This is a genomic window from Candidatus Pseudomonas phytovorans (assembly GCA_029202525.1).
GTDB classification, from domain to species: Bacteria; Pseudomonadota; Gammaproteobacteria; order Pseudomonadales; family Pseudomonadaceae; genus Aquipseudomonas; species Aquipseudomonas phytovorans.
This window is the reverse complement of record CP119325.1, coordinates 5158907-5176720: the sequence shown is the minus strand read 5'-3', so window position 1 is coordinate 5176720 and position 17814 is coordinate 5158907. Positions and strand designations below refer to the sequence as shown.

The following is a 17814-nucleotide window of genomic DNA, read 5'->3' as shown; positions in this document are numbered from 1 at the left end:
AAAGGAAGCCTCCAATGGACACCAAACTGCTCGATATCCTGGCCTGCCCGATCACCAAGGGCCCGCTCAAGCTCAGCGCCGACAAGACCGAGCTGATCAGCAAGGGCGCCGGCCTGGCCTACCCGATCCGCGACGGTATTCCGGTCATGCTGGAAAGCGAAGCGCGCACCCTGACTGACGACGAGCGCCTGGACAAATGAGCCTGGACTTCACCGTGGTGATTCCGGCCCGGCTGCGCTCCACGCGTTTGCCCGGTAAGCCGTTGTTGCTGATCGCCGGTAAGCCGATGGTGCAGCATGTCTGGGAGCAGGCGCGCAAGAGCGGTGCCAGCCGTGTGGTCATTGCCACTGATGACGCCAGTATCCTTGAGGCCTGCCAGGCTTTCGGCGCCGAAGTGCTGATGACCCGCGCCGACCATGAATCGGGCACCGACCGCCTGGCCGAAGTGGCCGCGCATCTGGGCTTGCCGGCTGACGCCATCGTGGTCAACGTGCAGGGCGACGAGCCGCTGATCCCGCCAGTGATCATCGACCAGGTGGCGGCCAACCTGGCAGCGCATCCGGAAGCGGGTATCGCTACTTTGGCCGAGCCGATCGTCGAGCCGGAAACCGTGTTCAACCCCAACGCGGTCAAGGTGGTGAGCGACAAGAACGGCCTGGCCCTCACATTCAGCCGTGCGCCGCTGCCTTGGGCCCGCGATGCCTTTGCCAAGGACCGCGACGTGCTGCCGGAAGGCGTGCCGTATCGCCGCCACATCGGCATGTACGCCTACCGTGTTGGTTTTTTGCAGGACTTCGTTGGCTGGGGCCCATGCTGGCTTGAGCAAACCGAAGCGCTGGAGCAGTTGCGAGCCCTGTGGCACGGCGTGCGCATTCATGTCGAGGACGCCATCGAGGCGCCAGCCGTGGGCGTTGATACCCCTGAAGACCTTGAGCGCGTACGGCGCTTGCTGGAGGCTTGATGCGCGTCCTGTTCGTCTGCCTGGGCAATATCTGCCGCTCGCCCACCGCCGAAGGCGTGTTGCGCCATCAATTGCAGGCTGCGGGGCTGGCTGACCGGGTGCAGGTGGCGTCTGCCGGCACCGGCGACTGGCATGTCGGCAAGGCGCCCGACAGCCGTACCTGCAAGGCCGCGCTGGCACGTGGCTATGACCTTTCGCCGCAGCGTGCCCAGCAGGTCAAGGCGGCGCATTTTGCCGAGTACGACCTGATCCTGGCCATGGACGAGAGCAATCTGAGCGATCTGCGCGCCCTGCGCCCGCACAGCGCGGTGGGTGAACTCGACCTGTTCCTGCGCCGCTATGGCTCAGTGCTGGATGAAGTGCCTGACCCTTACTACGGCGGTGCCGACGGCTTCGAGCAGGTGCTCGACCTGGTTGAGGTGGCGTGCCAGGCACTGGTGTTGGAAATCAAGGGGCGGCTATGAGCGTGCAGTGGCAGGAGCAGGTATCGCTGAAGCCGTACAACACCTTCGGCATCGACGTGAAGGCGCGCTACTTCAGCCAGGCGCAGGATGACCAGCAGGTGCGTCAGGCGCTGAACCAGGCGCAGCAGCGCGGCCTGTCGGTATTGGTCATTGGTGGCGGCAGCAACTTGCTGCTGACCCGCGATATCTACGCGCTGGTGCTGCACATGGCCAGCCGTGGTCGGCGGGTGCTCAGCGACGAGGGTGAACACATCGTGGTCGAGGCCGAGGCCGGTGAGCCGTGGCACGCGTTTGTGCAGTGGACACTGGCGCAGGGCTATTGCGGGCTGGAAAACCTCAGCCTGATCCCCGGCACCGTGGGCGCCGCGCCGATGCAGAACGTGGGCGCCTACGGGGTGGAAATCAAGGACGTGTTTGCCGGCCTTACTGCCCTGGACCGCGAGACGGGCGAGCTGCATGACTTCGGTTTGGCAGAATGTGCCTTCGGTTATCGCGACAGCCTGTTCAAGCGTAACCCCGGGCGCTGGTTGATCCTGCGCGTGCGTTTTGCCTTGAGCCGCACCCTGCAGGCCCATCTGGACTATGGCCCGGTGCGTCAGCGCTTGGCGGAGCAGGGCGTGGCCGAACCGACTGCACAGGCGATCAGTGATGCTATTTGCAGTATTCGCCGCGAAAAGCTGCCTGACCCGGTTGAGCTCGGCAATGCCGGGAGCTTTTTCAAGAACCCGGTGGTGTCGGCTGAGCAGGTCGAGCGTATTCGTGCGCATTATCCGGCAGTGGTGGCTTATCCTCTGGCCGATGGCCAGGCGAAGCTGGCGGCGGGCTGGTTGATCGAACAGGCGGGCTGGAAGGGCCATCGCGACGGTGATGCGGGCGTGCATCGCTTGCAGTCACTGGTGCTGGTCAACTACGGCCAGGCGAGCGGGGCGCAGATGCATGCGCTGGCCCGGCAGATCCAGGCGGATATCCTGGAACGGTTCGGCGTGGTGCTGGAGATGGAGCCTAACCTTTACTGATTCATTGCCTGTGCCGGCCCCTTCGCGGCTAAAGCCGCGAAGAGGCCGGCGCAGGCCAAACACCCGGCCAAGAAAAAGCCCCGCCAGTTCGCACTGGCGGGGCTTTTTATTCAGCCTTAGCTATCAACCGTGATGAGGCTTGTGCTCATCGGCGGCTTCGAGGGCTGGTTCGTCGGAGGCTGCAGCAGCTTCCTGTGCAGCTTTGGCAGCAGCCTCGGCCTCGCGCTTGCGGCGGCGCACTTCACGCGGGTCGTTCGGCGCACGGCCGTTGGCCAGCATGACGGTGGCAGCTTCTACCTCTACCTGGGCTTCGACCGGGGCAGGCTCAACCACTACCGGTGCAGGCTCGGCCACCACTTCTGGCTGGGCTTCGACAACTGGGGCTGGCTGCTCCGCAACCGGGGCAACTTCGATCACGGCCGGAGCCTGTTCGGCTTCACCGCCCTCGACAGCAGGGGCTTGCACCGGGGCTTCAACAGCCACGGGTTCGGCAACCACGATCGGCTCGACAACCGGTGCCTCTTCGACAACAGGCTGCGGAGCAACCTCGACTACTGGCTCGGCAGTTGCCTCGACCACGGCCACAGGATCGCTGACCGGTAGTTCGACCACTGGGGCCACGACAGTTTCTTCAGCCTTGGCTATAGCTTCTGGCTGCTCGACCTTTTCAGCTTGCTCGGCGGGTTGGGCGACTTCGCTGTTGTCAGTCTCGGCAACAGTGGCGACTTCAGCGGTGGCGCGCTCGGCCTGCTGGTTGGCCTGGGCTTCGGCATCGCTGCTGATGTTGCTGCTGGCAACGGCGGCAGTCACAGCCAGGCCTGCGGCCAGTTCGGCACCCAGCTCGGTGGCCTGGTGCTGTTGCGGCTGCTCTTCGCTGCCTTCTTCCTCGTCGCCGCCGTCGATCAGCTCGCCATTGGCGTTGCGCTGGCGCTCACGACGGTTGCTGCGACGACGCTGGCCACGGGAGCGGCGGCGCGGGCGCTCGCCATCGGTGCCTTCCTGTTCGTCTTGCAGCAGCTCTTCGTTCGGCAGTTGATCTTCGGCCACTTCGGCAGCCTGCTCGGCCGCTTCTTCGGCTACACGTGGCTGGCGCTCTTCACGCGGTGGGCGCGGAGCGCGTTCTTCGCGAGGGGCGCGCTCTTCACGCGGAGCACGATCTTCGCGAGGTGCACGCTCTTCACGCGGAGCACGATCTTCACGAGGTGCGCGTTCTTCACGTGGAGCACGTTCTTCACGGGCTACACGCTCCTCACGTGGCTGGCGCTCTTCGCGTTCAGCTGGCGGGGTGGCATCCAGCGGCTCACGCAGTTCGCGCACGCGCTCTTCGCCACGGTTGCTGCGGCGGTCTTCGCGCGGCTGGCGTGGGGTGCGCTCTTCGCGCGGTGCACGTTCTTCGCGTGGGGCGCGTTCTTCACGTGGCGCACGCTCTTCGCGCGGTGCACGTTCCTCACGTGGTGCGCGCTCTTCGCGTGGAGCACGGTCCTCACGTGGCTGGCGTTCTTCGCGCGGCGCGCGCTCGGCGCGTTCTTCACGCGGCTTGCGCTCTTCGTCACGACGGCCGTTGCGGTTGCGGGTCTGCTGGCGGCCGTTGCGGCGCTCTTCGTTGCGCGAGCTGCGCTCGGCGGCCGGTTTCTCGGCGACAACCGGAGCAGCAGCAGGCTCGTCCTTGCCGGCGAACAGGCTGACCAGCGACTTCACCAGGCCTTTGAACAGGCTTGGCTCCGGGGCGCTCGGGGCAGGGGCGGCCGGGGCGGCAGGTTGTGGCTCTTCAGCAACCGGGACTGGCGCGTTGGTACGGGCCGGTGCGGTCTTGACTGCTGCTTCCTGGCGAACCAGGGTGCGAGTGGCGGCCTGCTGCGGTGCCTCTTCGGTTTCGGTGGTGGCGATCTCGTAGCTGGACAGGTTGTTCAGCACTTCCGGGTTGTCGTCGCGCAGGCGCTGGACTTCAAAGTGCGGTGTTTCCAGGTGGTCGTTCGGCAGGATGATGATGCGCGCACGGGTACGCAGTTCGATCTTGGTGATCGAGTTGCGTTTCTCGTTGAGCAGGAACGCGGCCACCGGGATCGGCACTTGTGCGCGGACTTCAGCGGTGCGGTCCTTCAGGGCTTCTTCTTCGATCAGGCGCAGGATGGCCAGCGACAGCGATTCGACGTCACGGATGATGCCGGTACCGGAGCAGCGTGGGCAGACGATGCCGCTGCTTTCGCCCAGCGATGGGCGCAGGCGCTGACGGGACATTTCCAGCAGGCCGAAGCGCGAGATGCGGCCAACCTGCACGCGGGCGCGGTCGGCTTCCAGGCATTCACGCACACGTTCTTCCACCGCGCGCTGGTTCTTCGCCGGGGTCATGTCGATGAAGTCGATGACGATCAGGCCGCCAATGTCACGCAGGCGCAGCTGGCGGGCGATTTCCTCGGCCGCTTCCAGGTTGGTCTGCAGGGCGGTCTCTTCGATGTCGCTGCCTTTGGTGGCACGCGCCGAGTTGATGTCGATGGACACCAGGGCTTCGGTCGGGTCGATCACGATCGAGCCGCCGGACGGCAGGTCGACCACGCGCTGGAAGGCCGTTTCGATCTGGCTTTCGATCTGGAAGCGGTTGAACAGCGGTACGCTGTCTTCGTACAGCTTCACTTTGCTGGCGTACTGCGGCATCACCTGACGGATGAACGTCAGGGCCTCTTCCTGGGCGTCGATGCTGTCGATCAGCACTTCACCGATGTCCTGGCGCAGGTAGTCGCGGATGGCGCGGATGATGACGTTGCTTTCCTGGTAGATCAGGAATGGCGCGGCGCGGTCCAGGGACGCTTCCTTGATGGCGGTCCACAGTTGCAGCAGGTAGTCGAGGTCCCACTGCATTTCTTCGCTGCTGCGGCCCAGGCCGGCAGTGCGCACGATCAGGCCCATGTCGCCCGGCACGGTCAGGCCGTTCAGGGCTTCGCGCAGCTCGTTGCGCTCTTCGCCTTCGATGCGGCGGGAGATGCCGCCGGCACGCGGGTTGTTGGGCATCAGTACCAGGTAGCGGCCGGCCAGGCTGATGAAGGTGGTGAGGGCGGCGCCTTTGTTGCCGCGCTCTTCCTTCTCGACCTGGACGATGACCTCTTGGCCTTCGCTGAGCACTTCCTTGATGTTCACCCGGCCTTCGGGGGCTTTCTTGAAGTATTCGCGGGAGATTTCTTTCAGCGGCAGGAAGCCGTGACGTTCGGAACCGAAGTCGACGAAGGCGGCTTCGAGGCTGGGTTCGATGCGGGTGATCTTGCCTTTGTAGATGTTGGCCTTTTTCTGCTCACGCGCGCCGGACTCGATGTCCAGATCGTACAGACGTTGGCCGTCCACCAGGGCTACACGCAACTCTTCGGGTTGAGTTGCGTTAATCAGCATTCTTTTCATGTTGTACCGTCGGTTTCCGGGCTGCCGGAAACGGCGTTCGGCACACACGACGTATCACGGTCGGTGCCAAGGTGCGCAAAGGGTGGCCGGGCCACCCCCGTGTCGAGCGACGTTCGGCACCAGCCGGTTGCCCAGCCTGCCGTTGTCGCGACGACGCGTCCTGTTTGCTGCGGTGCCAACAAGGCCCCGGTGGCTTCGAATGGAGATCGAATCAACCAAGCGGGCCTTGTGCACTCAGTCAGGAGGAGGAATCAACCTTCAGCCGTGGACGCCCGGGGGCATCTGTTCAGGACCTTATCCGCTCGCCAACCGTCAGTGGGCTGGTGGCCGGACGCGGTGCTACACGGTCCGAGGGCTGTGCATCTCCACCCTGCACGTATCCCTGATAATTCGGGTGCTGCCGCGCGCTGAATCCGCAACGGGTTGCATTTTTCGCCAGCGCTGGTTCGACGCTGACGCCATTCATGTCCAAGGCAGGTATTTCCGAAGCATTCGCCGTGCGTTGCGTGGAAGCGACTTGCGGGCAGAGGGGCTGCGAAAAGAATCGGGTAAGCAGGTGAGACACCGCGCTTGTCGTTTTTTTTCGGTCTTCTCTACACAGCGCTGGTGGCGATTCCAGGCAATTCGGTAAACTGGCGAAAACCCCGTAGGACGGCCTCGCGTCCTGGAGAATTGCGAAGGTCAGGGACCGGCAAAGAGCCTGGTGCCGCTGGCCTGCCGCTTTTGGCGGCGTTCGCGACTATAGCAGCAATGATTAAGTGCTTCAATTCCATAAAAAATTGTTATGATCCCGCCATGACGACCAATACCCCTCCGACTTCCGGCGTTCAGCTGATCGAAGTCGCGCCGGAGCTTGCCGGCCAACGCATCGATAATTTCCTCATCACGGCCCTCAAGGGCGTGCCCAGAACCTTGGTCTACCGCATCCTGCGCAAGGGTGAAGTGCGGGTGAACAAGGGGCGGGTGAAGCCGGAGTACAAGATCCAGGCCGGCGACATCGTGCGGGTACCGCCCGTCCGCCTGCCGGAGCGTGACGAGCCGGCACCGGTGGCCCAGGGCCTGCTGCAGCGCCTTGAGGCAGCCATTGTCTACGAAGACAAGGCGCTGATCGTGATGAACAAGCCGCCCGGCATTGCCGTGCATGGCGGCAGCGGCCTGAGCTTTGGCGTGATCGAGGCGCTGCGCCAGCTGCGCCCGGACGCCAAGGAACTGGAGCTGGTGCACCGCCTTGATCGTGACACCTCCGGCCTGCTGATGATCGCCAAGAAGCGCAGCATGCTGCGCCACCTGCATGCCGCCCTGCGCGGCGATGGTGTCGACAAGCGCTATATGGCGCTGGTGCGCGGCCACTGGCCGACCGCGAAGAAGCAAGTGAACGCCCCGTTGCTCAAGAGCAACCTGCGCTCCGGCGAGCGCATGGTCGAAGTGAATGACGAAGGCAAGGAGGCTCTGACTCTGTTCCGTGTGCTGCGCCGCTTTGGCGAGTTCGCCACCATTGTCGAAGCCCGTCCGATCACTGGTCGCACCCACCAGATCCGCGTGCACACCCTGCATGCCGGGCACATGATTGCCGGTGACAGCAAGTACGGTGACGAAGACTTCAGTCGCGAAATCCGCGAGCTCGGTGGCAAGCGCCTGTTTTTGCATGCCTACGCGTTGACCGTACCGCTGCCGGACGGCGGTGAGCTGAAACTCGAAGCGCCTGTGGATGAAGTCTGGGCGAAAACCATTGAACGTTTGAGTGCGTCCTGATCCATGAACAACGGCTATGAGCTACTGATCTTCGACTGGGACGGTACCCTGGCCGATTCTATCGGGCGTATTGTCGAGGCCATGAATGCTGCCGCCGAGCGCGCCGGCGAGGCGCAGAGCAGCGATGACGCGGTCAAGGGCATCATCGGTCTGGCTTTGGGTGAAGCGATCCATACCTTGTACCCGCACCTGGCGCCTGTACAGGTCGAAGGCTTCCGTCAGCACTATGCCGATATCTACATGGCGCTGGACCAGCAGCCTTCGCCGCTGTTCGAGGGTGTGGTCGAATCGCTGGATGCCTTCCGTGCCGAGGGTTACCGCCTGGCGGTGGCCACTGGCAAGGCTCGTCGCGGGCTGGATCGGGTGCTCAAGGCCAATGGCTGGGAGCAGTTCTTCGACATCACCCGCGCTGCCGACGAAACCCGTGGCAAGCCGCACCCGTTGATGCTTGAGGAAATCCTCGGTCATTGTGGCGTCGAACCGGGGCGTGCGCTGATGATCGGCGATTCGGCATTCGACCTGCAGATGGCCAGCAATGCCGGCATGCATTCGGTGGCGGTGGGCTATGGTGCCATGTCGCTGCAGGCGCTGGCCGAGTTTGGTCCGCAGGTGTGCATCGATCATTTTTCCCAGTTGCGCGAGTGGCTGGATGGTTCCGCAACTCCACTTCCAAGGTAGGTGAGCATGGCAGATGAATGGAAAGCCCCCGAGGCCGAGCCGGAGGAGCGCGAAGAGCGCAAAAGCTGGAAGCTGCTGGAAAAGACCTTGCTGGCCAGCGTGCAGGAGCAGCGCCGGTCGCGGCGCTGGGGGATCTTCTTCAAGCTGCTGACTTTCGTCTATCTGTTCGGTGTCCTGGCCTTGTTCTCGCCATTGATGAACATGGACAAGGCGGCATCGCGTGGTGCCAGTCATACCGCGCTGGTCGAGGTGCGGGGGGTGATTGCCGATCAGGAGGCCGCCAGTGCCGACAATATCGTCAAGAGCCTGCGCGAGGCGTTCAAGGACAGCAAGACCAAGGCTGTGGTGATGCGCATCAACAGTCCGGGCGGCAGTCCGGTGCAGGCGGGTTACGTGTATGACGAAATCCGCCGCCTGCGCGCTGAGTACCCGGCCATCAAGCTGTACGCGGTAATCACCGACCTTGGCGCATCTGGCGCCTATTACATCGCCAGTGCTGCAGACGAGATCTATGCCGACAAGGCCAGCTTGGTGGGCTCTATTGGTGTTACTGCGGCCGGCTACGGCTTTGTCGGTACCATGGAAAAGTTGGGCGTGGAGCGGCGTTCCTACACGTCGGGCGAGCACAAGGGCTTCCTTGACCCCTTCTCGCCGGAAAGGCCTGAAGAGAAGCAGTTCTGGCAGGGTGTGCTGGATACTACCCACAACCAGTTTATCGCCATGGTCAAGCAAGGGCGCGGCGATCGCCTGAAGGACAAGGAGCATCCGGAACTGTTCAGCGGCCTGGTGTGGTCGGGCGAGCAGGCCAAGGATCTGGGTTTGGTGGATGGGCTGGGCAGTGCCAGCTACGTGGCGCGTGAGATTGTTGGCGAGAAAGAGCTGGTGGACTTCACTGTGCAGGAATCGCCGTTTGATCGCTTCTCCAAGCGTGTGGGGGCCAGCGTGGCTGAGCACTTGGCGATGTGGATGGGGTTCCAGGGCCCGCAGTTGCGCTGATTTGGGCTGAAAATGCTGGGGGCGCTTTGCGCCCCTTTCGCGACGCAAGGCCGCTCCTTCAGGTGATCGCGATTCCTTGTAGGAGCGGCCTTGCGTCGCGATGGGCCGCAAAGCGGCCCCAAAAATCTCAAGGAATAACCACCCCTTCCTTGGTCAGCATATCCACCAGTCGAATCAATGGCAGCCCGATCAGGCTGGTCGCATCGCACCCATGTGTGCTCTGAAACAAGCTCACCCCTAATCCCTCCGCCTTGAAGCTGCCGGCGCAATCCAGCGGCTGCTCCGTCGTGACATAGCGCTCCACGCGCTCCCGGCTCAGCTCGCGCATCGTCACAGTAAACGGCACGCAATCAACCTGGCACTGCCCGGTCGCGCTGTTCAGCAGTGCCAGCCCGGTCAGAAAGCTCACCTGCTGCCCGCTGCACTCCAGTAGTTGCTCACAGGCCCGCTCGAAGGTATGGGGCTTGCCCAGCACCTGTTCACCCAACACTGCAACCTGGTCCGAGCCGATGATTAAATGCCCGGGGTGGCTGCCTGCCAGCGCCTCGGCCTTTTGCCTGGCCAGGCGGCGCACCAGCTCTACGGCGGGCTCGTCATCCAGGCGCTGCTCGTCTATGTCGGGGCTTGCCCAGGTGAAAGGCAGGCGCAGGCGTGCGAGTAGTTCACGGCGATAGGCAGAGCTGGAAGCCAGTAGCAACGGAAGCATGGTAGACTCCTGATTCGGTTGAACTAATTCTATCACGCACGATGCCGCCTAATTTCCTTTGACAGGGGCGAGGGGCATCCCTAGAATGCTGCGCCTATGTTGAATGACCCGATTCCACCTCACGTTGACCCGCGCAAATTAGCCGATCGTGGCGTAACCCTTAACGGTTCGCTGCAACTCGCTGATTTGGAAAGACTCTGCGACCCGCTTTCCGACAATGTCGGTACGGTGCAGGCGAAGTTCGATTTTGAACGAGATGAACAGCACCTGGTGGTTATCCACACCGAGCTGAACGTCGAGGTCAAGATGGTTTGCCAGCGTTGTCTTGAGCTGGTCACCCTGCCGATCTACAGCGAATGTACATACGCTGTGGTGAAGGAGGGTGCGAATACCCAGTCGTTGCCGAAAGGCTATGACGTGCTGGAACTGGGCGAAGATCCTTTGGATCTGCAGGCATTGGTCGAGGAAGAGCTTCTGCTCGCCTTGCCGATTGTGCCTGCTCATCATCCGGAAGAATGCCAGCAGCCGGCGGGCGCAGACGAGCCCGATTCGAGCCAGGACGAGGTATCGCGGTCCAACCCGTTCAGTGTTTTGGCGCAGTTAAAGCGTGACCCAAACGTTTAGGAGTTAATCAATTATGGCTGTTCAGCAGAACAAAAAATCCCGCTCTGCCCGTGACATGCGTCGTTCGCACGACGCCCTGTCGGAAAACGCGCTGTCGGTAGAAAAAACCACCGGTGAAATTCACCTGCGTCACCACGTTTCGCCAGAAGGCGTATACCGTGGTCGTAAAGTGATCGACAAGGGCGCTGACGAGTAATCCTTGTCCGCTCAGATCATCGCGATCGACGCAATGGGCGGGGACTTCGGTCCCCGCAGCATTGTCCAGGCTAGCATTGCCTGCCTTTCGGCTACCCCCTCGCTGCACCTGACCCTCGTCGGTCAACCCTCTCTCCTAGAAGATCTTGTCAGTGGCCTTGCGGCTGCGGATCGTGCGCGCCTGCAAATTGTCGCCGCCAGTGAGGTGATCGGCATGGACGAGCGGCCATCCCAGGCGTTGCGGGGCAAGCCGGACTCGTCGATGCGCATCGCCCTCGAACTGGTGCGTGACGGCAAGGCCCAGGCCTGCGTCAGTGCTGGCAATACCGGGGCGCTGATGGCGCTGTCACGCTTTGTGCTCAAGACCTTGCCGGGTATCGACCGGCCAGCCATGGTGGCGGCCATTCCGACCCAGGCGGGTTACTGTCAGCTGCTCGACCTGGGTGCCAATGTCGATTGCACGGCCGAGAACCTCTATCAGTTTGCGGTGATGGGCTCAGTGGCTGCCCAGGCCCTGGGTGTGCATCGGCCGCGTGTGGCATTGCTGAACATCGGCACCGAGGACATCAAGGGCAACCAGCAGGTCAAGCTGGCTGCGAGCCTGTTGCAGAATGCCCGTGGGCTCAACTATGTAGGCTTCGTCGAAGGCGACGGGCTGTACCGGGGCGAGGCTGATGTGGTGGTGTGCGACGGCTTTGTCGGCAATATCCTGCTCAAGTCCAGCGAAGGCTTGGCGACCATGATCGGCGCGCGCATCGAACAGTTGTTCAAGGGTGGCGTGTTGTCGCGGGCGGCCGGGGCGATGGCCATGCCATTGCTCAAGCGCCTGCAGGCCGACCTGGCACCGGCGCGACACAACGGTGCGAGCTTTCTGGGCTTGCAGGGAATCGTCATCAAGAGCCATGGCTCGGCGGGTGTGCAGGGGTTTCAGAGTGCCATCCAGCGGGCGCTGATCGAGATTCAGGAAAATTTGCCGCAGCGCCTGCATGGCCGCCTTGAAGACCTGTTGCCTTAGGTATTTCGCCGATGAAGTGCTTAAATGTGACCGGTTGGTCTGCGTTTCCATCCAAGTTTTCAGATTCCGCGTCTGGCCTCGGGCTCGGCGCACTCTATCCGACGACAAGATCATAAGGGCTTGTTAAATGTCTGCATCCCTCGCATTCGTCTTCCCCGGTCAAGGTTCCCAGTCGCTGGGTATGCTCAAAGAGCTCGGCGCCGAGCAGCCAGTGATCATCGAAACCTTCAAGGAGGCGTCCGCCGCGCTCGGCTACGACCTGTGGAAGCTGACCCAGGAAGGCCCGGAAGAGCAACTTAACCAGACCGACAAGACCCAGCCGGCCATCCTCACCGCGTCCATCGCGCTGTGGCGCCTGTGGCTGGCAGAGGGTGGTGCCACCCCAGCCTTCGTTTCCGGTCATAGCCTGGGCGAATACACTGCCCTGGTTGCTGCTGGCAGCATCAGCCTGAAAGACGCCGTTCGCCTGGTCGAGCGCCGTGGTCAGTTGATGCAGGAGGCCGTGCCGGCAGGTCACGGTGCCATGGCTGCAATCCTTGGTCTGGACGACGCCGTCGTCGTGGAGATCTGCGCTGAAGCGGCTGAAGACCAAGTGGTCAGTGCCGTCAACTTCAACTCGCCAGGCCAGGTAGTCATCGCCGGCAACAAGGCCGCGGTGGAGCGTGCCATGGAGCTGTGCAAGGCCAAAGGTGCCAAGCGCGCCTTGCCGCTGCCGGTCAGCGTACCGTCGCACTGTGCCCTGATGAAGCCGGCTGCCGAGCGTTTCGCCGATGAGGTCAATGCCATCGATTGGAAGGCCCCGCAGATTCCAGTGGTGCAGAACGTCAGTGCCGCTATCGTAGTCGACCTCGATACGCTGAAAAAAGACCTGCTGGCCCAGTTGTATCAGCCGGTACGCTGGGTCGAGTGCGTGCAGACCCTGGCTGCCAACGGCGCGGTCAATCTGGTCGAGTGCGGCCCGGGCAAGGTCCTGGCTGGCCTGAACAAGCGTTGCGCCGACGGCGTGACCACCTACAACCTCAATACCCCTGACGCCGTTGCCGCCACCCGCGCGGCACTGGCCTGATTTGGAGAAGCTTGCATGAGCCTGCAAGGTAAAGTTGCACTGGTCACCGGCGCCAGCCGTGGCATTGGCCAGGCCATCGCCCTTGAACTGGGCCGCCAGGGCGCGACCGTGATCGGCACCGCCACTTCGGCGTCCGGCGCCGAGCGCATTGCTGCCACCCTGAAAGAGCACAACATCACTGGCACCGGCATGGAGCTGAACGTGACCAGCGCCGAATCCGTTGAAGCGGTGCTGGGTGCCATCGCCGAGCAGTTTGGCGCCCCGGCCATCCTGGTCAACAACGCCGGCATCACCCGCGACAACCTCATGCTGCGCATGAAGGACGACGAGTGGTTCGATGTGATCGACACCAACCTGAACAGCCTCTACCGTCTGTCCAAGGGCGTGCTGCGTGGCATGACCAAGGCACGTTGGGGTCGTATCATCAGCATCGGCTCGGTCGTGGGTGCCATGGGCAACGCAGGCCAGGCCAACTACGCCGCCGCCAAGGCTGGCCTGGAAGGTTTCAGTCGCGCCCTGGCGCGTGAAGTGGGCTCGCGTGGCATCACCGTCAACTCGGTGACCCCGGGCTTCATCGACACCGACATGACCCGCGAGCTGCCAGAAGCGCAGCGTGAAGCGCTGCAAACCCAGATTCCGCTGGGTCGCCTGGGCCAGGCCGACGAAATCGCCAAGGTGGTTTCGTTCCTGGCGTCCGACGGCGCAGCCTACGTGACCGGCGCTACCGTGCCAGTCAACGGCGGGATGTACATGTAACACTGCAACTCAATGTGACGGATTTCGTAAAAAAAGAGTCATACTGCGAGCCTAAAATCCGTTATAAAGCTGCAACCAGATTCCAGGCAGTGGGCAGGGTGTCTGCCTGAAAGTGCGTTTAGCTTGAAAAGCGAACGTCTTTCTATAAAATTAGCCACCGGCCAGCTGCCTGACATATGTCCATTAGGAGTGAAAACTAGGTATGAGCACCATCGAAGAACGCGTCAAGAAAATCGTCGCCGAGCAACTGGGCGTCAAAGAAGAAGAAGTGACTAATACCAAGTCCTTCGTCGATGACCTGGGTGCCGATTCGCTTGACACCGTTGAGCTGGTGATGGCTCTGGAAGAGGAATTCGAGACCGAAATCCCTGACGAAGAAGCCGAGAAAATCACTACCGTTCAAGCCGCTATCGACTACGTCAACAGCCACAAGGCCTAAGACGCTGTAGTCGTCGCTTCTTGACGAGAAAAACCGCACTGCCTTTGCCGGCGTGCGGTTTTTTCTTTGCGAACGCGCTGCTTTCTGGCGAGCCGGCTTCGCTCACCGCGCACCTAGAGCCTGTTGCCATTCCATTCCTGCGCTTGAATGTAATCGCAAGAGACTCTGTTATTAGAAAAGGAGAGTACTGTGTCGCGTAGACGCGTCGTGGTCACCGGTATGGGTATGCTGTCGCCACTGGGTACCGATGTACCGAGCACCTGGCAGGGCATTCTGGCTGGCCGCAGTGGCATTGGTCCGATCGAACACACGGATCTGTCTGCCTACTCCACCCGTTTTGGCGGCTCGGTGAAAGGCTTCGAGGTCGAGCAATACCTGTCGGCCAAAGAGGCCCGCAAGCTCGATCTGTTCATTCAGTACGGCCTGGCGGCCGGTTTTCAGGCGGTGCGTAATGCCGGCCTGGAAGTCACCGACGCCAACCGCGAGCGCATTGGCGTGGCCATGGGTTCGGGAATCGGCGGTCTGACCAATATCGAAGAAACCAGCCGCACCCTGCACGACTCCGGACCGCGTCGCATTTCGCCGTTCTTCGTGCCGGGTTCGATCATCAACATGATCTCGGGCTTCCTGTCGATCCACCTGGGCCTGCAGGGGCCGAACTACGCCATCGCTACCGCTTGCACCACCGGCACCCATTGCATCGGCATGGCCGCACGCAATATTGCCTACGGTGAAGCCGACGTGATGATCGCGGGTGGCGCCGAGATGGCTGCCTGTGGCCTGGGCATGGGTGGTTTTGGTGCTTCGCGTGCGCTGTCCACCCGCAACGACGAGCCAAGCCGGGCCAGTCGCCCGTGGGACAAGGGCCGCGATGGCTTTGTATTGTCCGACGGCGCTGGTGCCTTGGTGCTCGAAGAGCTGGAGCACGCCAAGGCCCGTGGTGCGACCATCTATGCCGAGCTGGTTGGCTTTGGCATGAGCGGCGACGCCTACCACATGACTTCGCCACCAGACACCGGCGAAGGCGCTGCCCGCTGCATGGCCAACGCCTTGCGCGATGCCGGCATCCAGCCGGAAGAGGTCAGCTACATCAACGCCCACGGTACCTCGACCCCTGCGGGCGACGTGGCCGAAGTGGCCGCGATCAAGCGTGTGTTTGGTGAGCATGCCTACAAGGTGGCGGTCAGCTCGACCAAGTCGATGACCGGCCACCTGCTGGGCGCTGCAGGTGCGGTGGAGGCGATCTTCAGCGTGCTGGCGATCAACAGCCAGATGGCGCCGCCCACCATCAACCTGGATGAGCCGGACGAAGGTTGTGACCTCGACTTCGTCCCGCACCAGGCGCGAAGCATGCCAATCGATGTGGTGTTGTCCAACTCGTTCGGCTTTGGCGGCACCAACGGCTCGCTGGTGTTCCGCCGGTTCGCCGGTTGATGCACAGCTGGGTCGATGGCCAGCCTGCGGCTGCAGTCAACCTGCAGAACCGCGGCCTGGCCTACGGCGATGGCCTGTTTGAAACCATCGCCGTGCGCGGCGGCCGGCCCAGCTTGCTGGACGGCCACCTTGCACGCCTGGCCCTGGGTTGCCAGCGCCTGAAGATCAGTGCCGACCTGGTGCTGGTGCGCGACGAGCTGCTGCGCTATGCCAGCCAGCTCGGTGAAGGTGTAGCCAAACTCATCCTTACCCGTGGTGACAGCCAGCGCGGCTACGCACCGGTTGCCGATGCCGCGCCGCGGCGTATCCTGCAGGGCAGTCCGTTACCCAGCTATCCTGTCGGGCATGCCGAGCAGGGCGTGCGCTTGTTCCAGTGCCAGACCCGGCTTGCGGAACAACCGCTGCTGGCCGGCCTCAAACACCTCAACCGCCTGGAGCAGGTGCTGGCCCGTGCCGAATGGCAGGACAGTGACCATGCCGAAGGCCTGATGTGTGACGGGCAGGGCAGGGTGATCGAAGGGGTGTACAGCAATCTGTTTCTTGTGCGTGATGGCGTGCTGTTCACTGCTGACCTTGGCCGTTGTGGTGTGGCCGGGGTGATGCGTGCTGCATTGCTGGAACAGGCCGCGCTGCTTGGCATCCCGGTACAGGTCGGTGACCTGTCTTTCGACGCGCTGGAGCAGGCAGATGAGGTATTTGTCTGCAACAGTGTTTACGGCATCTGGCCCGTGCGTGGCGTAGGCGCGCTAAACTGGTCGCCGGGCCCGCTCACCCGTAAACTGCAGGCCGTTGCCCGTACGTTACTGGAAACCTGAATTCGTGAGACGTAAATTCCTGCTACTGCTGGAAATGGGCTTGATCCTGGCCGGGCTGGCGCTTGGCTGGTCGGCCTGGAAGGTCAACTCGGTCCTGGAGCAGCCCTTGCACGTCACGCAGGAACGCCTGCTCGACGTGCCCAATGGCACCAACCCCAACCGCATGTTCTATCGCATGGAACAGGAAGGGCTGCTCGACGACGCCGTCTGGTTGCGCTTGTACTGGCGCTTCAACATGGCTGGCACTGCCCTGCACACCGGCGAGTATCGCCTTACCCCGGGCATGACGGTCGAACAGCTGTTCGACGCCTGGCGCCGGGCTGACGTGGTGCAATACAACCTCACCCTGGTCGAAGGCTGGACCTTCCGCCAGGTGCGCTCGGCGGTGGCCAGGCATGAAAAGATCAAGCACACCCTGGACGCCCTGTCCGATTCCGAGGTGATGGACAAGCTCGGCCACACCGGCGTGTTCCCCGAAGGGCGATTTTTCCCGGACACCTACCGCTTTGTGCGGGGCATGAGCGATGTCGAGTTGCTGCAGCAGGCCTACATGCGCCTGGACGAAGTGCTGGCAAAAGAGTGGGCCGAGCGCACCACCGACCTGCCGTATCGCGACCCGTATCAGGCGCTGATCATGGCCTCGCTGGTGGAAAAGGAAACCGGTATACCCCAGGAACGTGGGCAAATTGCCGGCGTATTCGTGCGGCGCTTGCGCCTGGGCATGATGCTGCAGACCGACCCGACGGTTATCTACGGCATGGGTGAGCGCTACAACGGCAAGATTACCCGCGCCGACCTGCGCGAACCGACACCTTACAACACCTATACCATCACCGGGCTGCCGCCCACGCCGATTGCCATGGTTGGCCGCGAAGCGATTCACGCGGCGCTCAACCCGGTCGGTGGCACCAGCCTGTACTTCGTGGCCCGCGGCGATGGCAGCCATGTGTTCTCCGACGACCTCGACGACCATAATTCGGCGGTGCGCGAGTTCCAGATCAAGCGCCGTGCAGACTACCGCTCCAGCCCCGCGCCGCAGCAGGAGGCGCAGCCCGGAACTGACGACGCCCAGCCCCCGGTGCCTGCGGCCGACGAGCCGGCTGCGCAGCCAGCACCCGAAGCGCCACCTGTGCAGGACGCCCCTGCAGGCGGCGCGCAAGCGGCCGAACGGCCGACGCCTGACGAACAACATTAAGGACTGCCTGTGAGCGGCTTGTTTATTACGCTGGAAGGCCCCGAAGGCGCGGGCAAGAGTACCAATCGCGACTACCTGGCTGCGCGCTTGCGCGAGCAGGGCCTGGATGTCGTGCTGACCCGTGAGCCCGGCGGTACGCCGCTTGCCGAAAAGGTGCGTGAGCTGCTGCTGGCCCCCAGCGATGAAAGCATGGCGGCCGACACCGAGCTGTTGCTGGTGTTCGCTGCGCGCGCCCAACACCTTGCGCAGGTCATCTGCCCGGCGCTGGCTCGCGGGGCAGTCGTGCTATGTGACCGCTTCACCTGCCGCCTAATT

18 protein-coding genes and 1 pseudogene are annotated in these 17814 nt (G+C 62.8%); 17 read left to right on the top strand and 2 right to left on the bottom strand.

The genetic code is table 11. From position 1 onward, the window contains the following. Nucleotides 1-14 precede the first annotated feature (14 nt). From P0Y58_22755 to murB, 4 genes are read left to right on the top strand one after another with little or no spacing between them, the layout of a single operon-like run. Nucleotides 15-200 carry a Trm112 family protein gene (locus tag P0Y58_22755; GenBank protein ID WEK29687.1) on the top strand — a complete coding sequence of 62 codons (186 nt, stop codon included), beginning with the start codon at nt 15-17 and terminating at the stop codon, nt 198-200. Next, nucleotides 197-961: a 3-deoxy-manno-octulosonate cytidylyltransferase gene (gene kdsB, locus P0Y58_22750; GenBank protein WEK29686.1), complete on the top strand. Its 765-nt coding sequence runs from the start codon at nt 197-199 to the stop codon at nt 959-961. The genes P0Y58_22755 and kdsB overlap by 4 nt, the downstream gene beginning before the upstream one ends. Then, on the top strand, nt 961-1425 hold the full coding sequence (locus tag P0Y58_22745) for a low molecular weight phosphotyrosine protein phosphatase (GenBank protein ID WEK29685.1): 465 nt from the start codon (nt 961-963) through the stop codon (nt 1423-1425). Before kdsB ends, P0Y58_22745 begins: the two co-directional genes overlap by 1 nt. Further along, complete coding sequence (gene murB / locus P0Y58_22740; GenBank protein WEK29684.1) at nt 1422-2441, top strand: UDP-N-acetylmuramate dehydrogenase; 1020 nt, start codon at nt 1422-1424, stop codon at nt 2439-2441. The genes P0Y58_22745 and murB overlap by 4 nt, the downstream gene beginning before the upstream one ends. Nucleotides 2442-2564: 123 nt before the next feature. Here the strand turns inward: murB and rne are convergent, their stop codons facing one another. Continuing rightward, nucleotides 2565-5828 carry a ribonuclease E gene (gene rne, locus P0Y58_22735; GenBank protein WEK29683.1) on the bottom strand — a complete coding sequence of 1088 codons (3264 nt, stop codon included), beginning with the start codon at nt 5826-5828 and terminating at the stop codon, nt 2565-2567. A gap of 795 nt (nt 5829-6623) precedes the next feature. Here rne and rluC point away from each other — a divergent pair. The 3 genes from rluC to P0Y58_22720 are packed head-to-tail and all read left to right on the top strand — an operon-like array spanning nt 6624 to nt 9254. Further along, nucleotides 6624-7580: a 23S rRNA pseudouridine(955/2504/2580) synthase RluC gene (rluC, locus tag P0Y58_22730; GenBank protein WEK29682.1), complete on the top strand. Its 957-nt coding sequence runs from the start codon at nt 6624-6626 to the stop codon at nt 7578-7580. Between the two features lie 3 nt (nt 7581-7583). Beyond that, nucleotides 7584-8258, top strand: a complete 675-nt coding sequence (locus P0Y58_22725) for an HAD family hydrolase (protein ID WEK29681.1) — start codon at nt 7584-7586, stop codon at nt 8256-8258. Between the two features lie 6 nt (nt 8259-8264). Next, nucleotides 8265-9254 carry a S49 family peptidase gene (locus P0Y58_22720; protein WEK29680.1) on the top strand — a complete coding sequence of 330 codons (990 nt, stop codon included), beginning with the start codon at nt 8265-8267 and terminating at the stop codon, nt 9252-9254. A gap of 127 nt (nt 9255-9381) precedes the next feature. Here P0Y58_22720 and P0Y58_22715 read toward each other — a convergent pair whose 3' ends face one another. Next, nucleotides 9382-9960 carry a Maf family protein gene (locus P0Y58_22715; protein ID WEK29679.1) on the bottom strand — a complete coding sequence of 193 codons (579 nt, stop codon included), beginning with the start codon at nt 9958-9960 and terminating at the stop codon, nt 9382-9384. A gap of 96 nt (nt 9961-10056) precedes the next feature. On the opposite strand from P0Y58_22715, the gene P0Y58_22710 reads away from it, so the two are divergent. From P0Y58_22710 to tmk, 10 genes and pseudogenes are all read left to right on the top strand, one after another. Further along, a complete protein-coding gene (locus tag P0Y58_22710; GenBank protein WEK29678.1) occupies nt 10057-10584 on the top strand; it encodes a YceD family protein in 528 nt (175 codons plus the stop codon). Between the two features lie 13 nt (nt 10585-10597). Beyond that, on the top strand, nt 10598-10780 hold the full coding sequence (rpmF, locus tag P0Y58_22705) for a 50S ribosomal protein L32 (protein ID WEK29677.1): 183 nt from the start codon (nt 10598-10600) through the stop codon (nt 10778-10780). A 3-nt stretch (nt 10781-10783) separates the two neighbouring features. After that, nucleotides 10784-11794, top strand: coding sequence for a phosphate acyltransferase PlsX (gene plsX, locus P0Y58_22700; GenBank protein WEK29676.1), 1011 nt, complete (start codon nt 10784-10786; stop codon nt 11792-11794). 127 nt (nt 11795-11921) lie between these two features. Next, complete coding sequence (fabD, locus tag P0Y58_22695) at nt 11922-12860, top strand: ACP S-malonyltransferase (GenBank protein WEK29675.1); 939 nt, start codon at nt 11922-11924, stop codon at nt 12858-12860. 15 nt (nt 12861-12875) lie between these two features. Then, entirely contained in the window at nt 12876-13616 is a 741-nt protein-coding gene (fabG, locus tag P0Y58_22690) for a 3-oxoacyl-ACP reductase FabG (GenBank protein ID WEK29674.1), read from the top strand. A 202-nt stretch (nt 13617-13818) separates the two neighbouring features. After that, the gene (gene acpP / locus P0Y58_22685; protein ID WEK29673.1) at nt 13819-14055 is read left to right on the top strand and encodes an acyl carrier protein; all 237 of its coding nucleotides are present in this window, start codon (nt 13819-13821) and stop codon (nt 14053-14055) included. A 189-nt stretch (nt 14056-14244) separates the two neighbouring features. Next, nucleotides 14245-15489, top strand: a complete 1245-nt coding sequence (gene fabF / locus P0Y58_22680) for a beta-ketoacyl-ACP synthase II (protein ID WEK29672.1) — start codon at nt 14245-14247, stop codon at nt 15487-15489. Further along, on the top strand, nt 15489-16304 hold the full coding sequence (gene pabC / locus P0Y58_22675; protein WEK29671.1) for an aminodeoxychorismate lyase: 816 nt from the start codon (nt 15489-15491) through the stop codon (nt 16302-16304). Before fabF ends, pabC begins: the two co-directional genes overlap by 1 nt. Nucleotides 16305-16308: 4 nt before the next feature. Next, nucleotides 16309-17499 (top strand): endolytic transglycosylase MltG, encoded by a 1191-nt coding sequence (gene mltG, locus P0Y58_22670; GenBank protein WEK29670.1) that lies wholly within the window; start codon nt 16309-16311, stop codon nt 17497-17499. Nucleotides 17500-17508: 9 nt separating this feature from the next. Further along, nucleotides 17509-17802, top strand: a pseudogene (gene tmk, locus P0Y58_22665) (dTMP kinase). Nucleotides 17803-17814 lie beyond the last annotated feature (12 nt).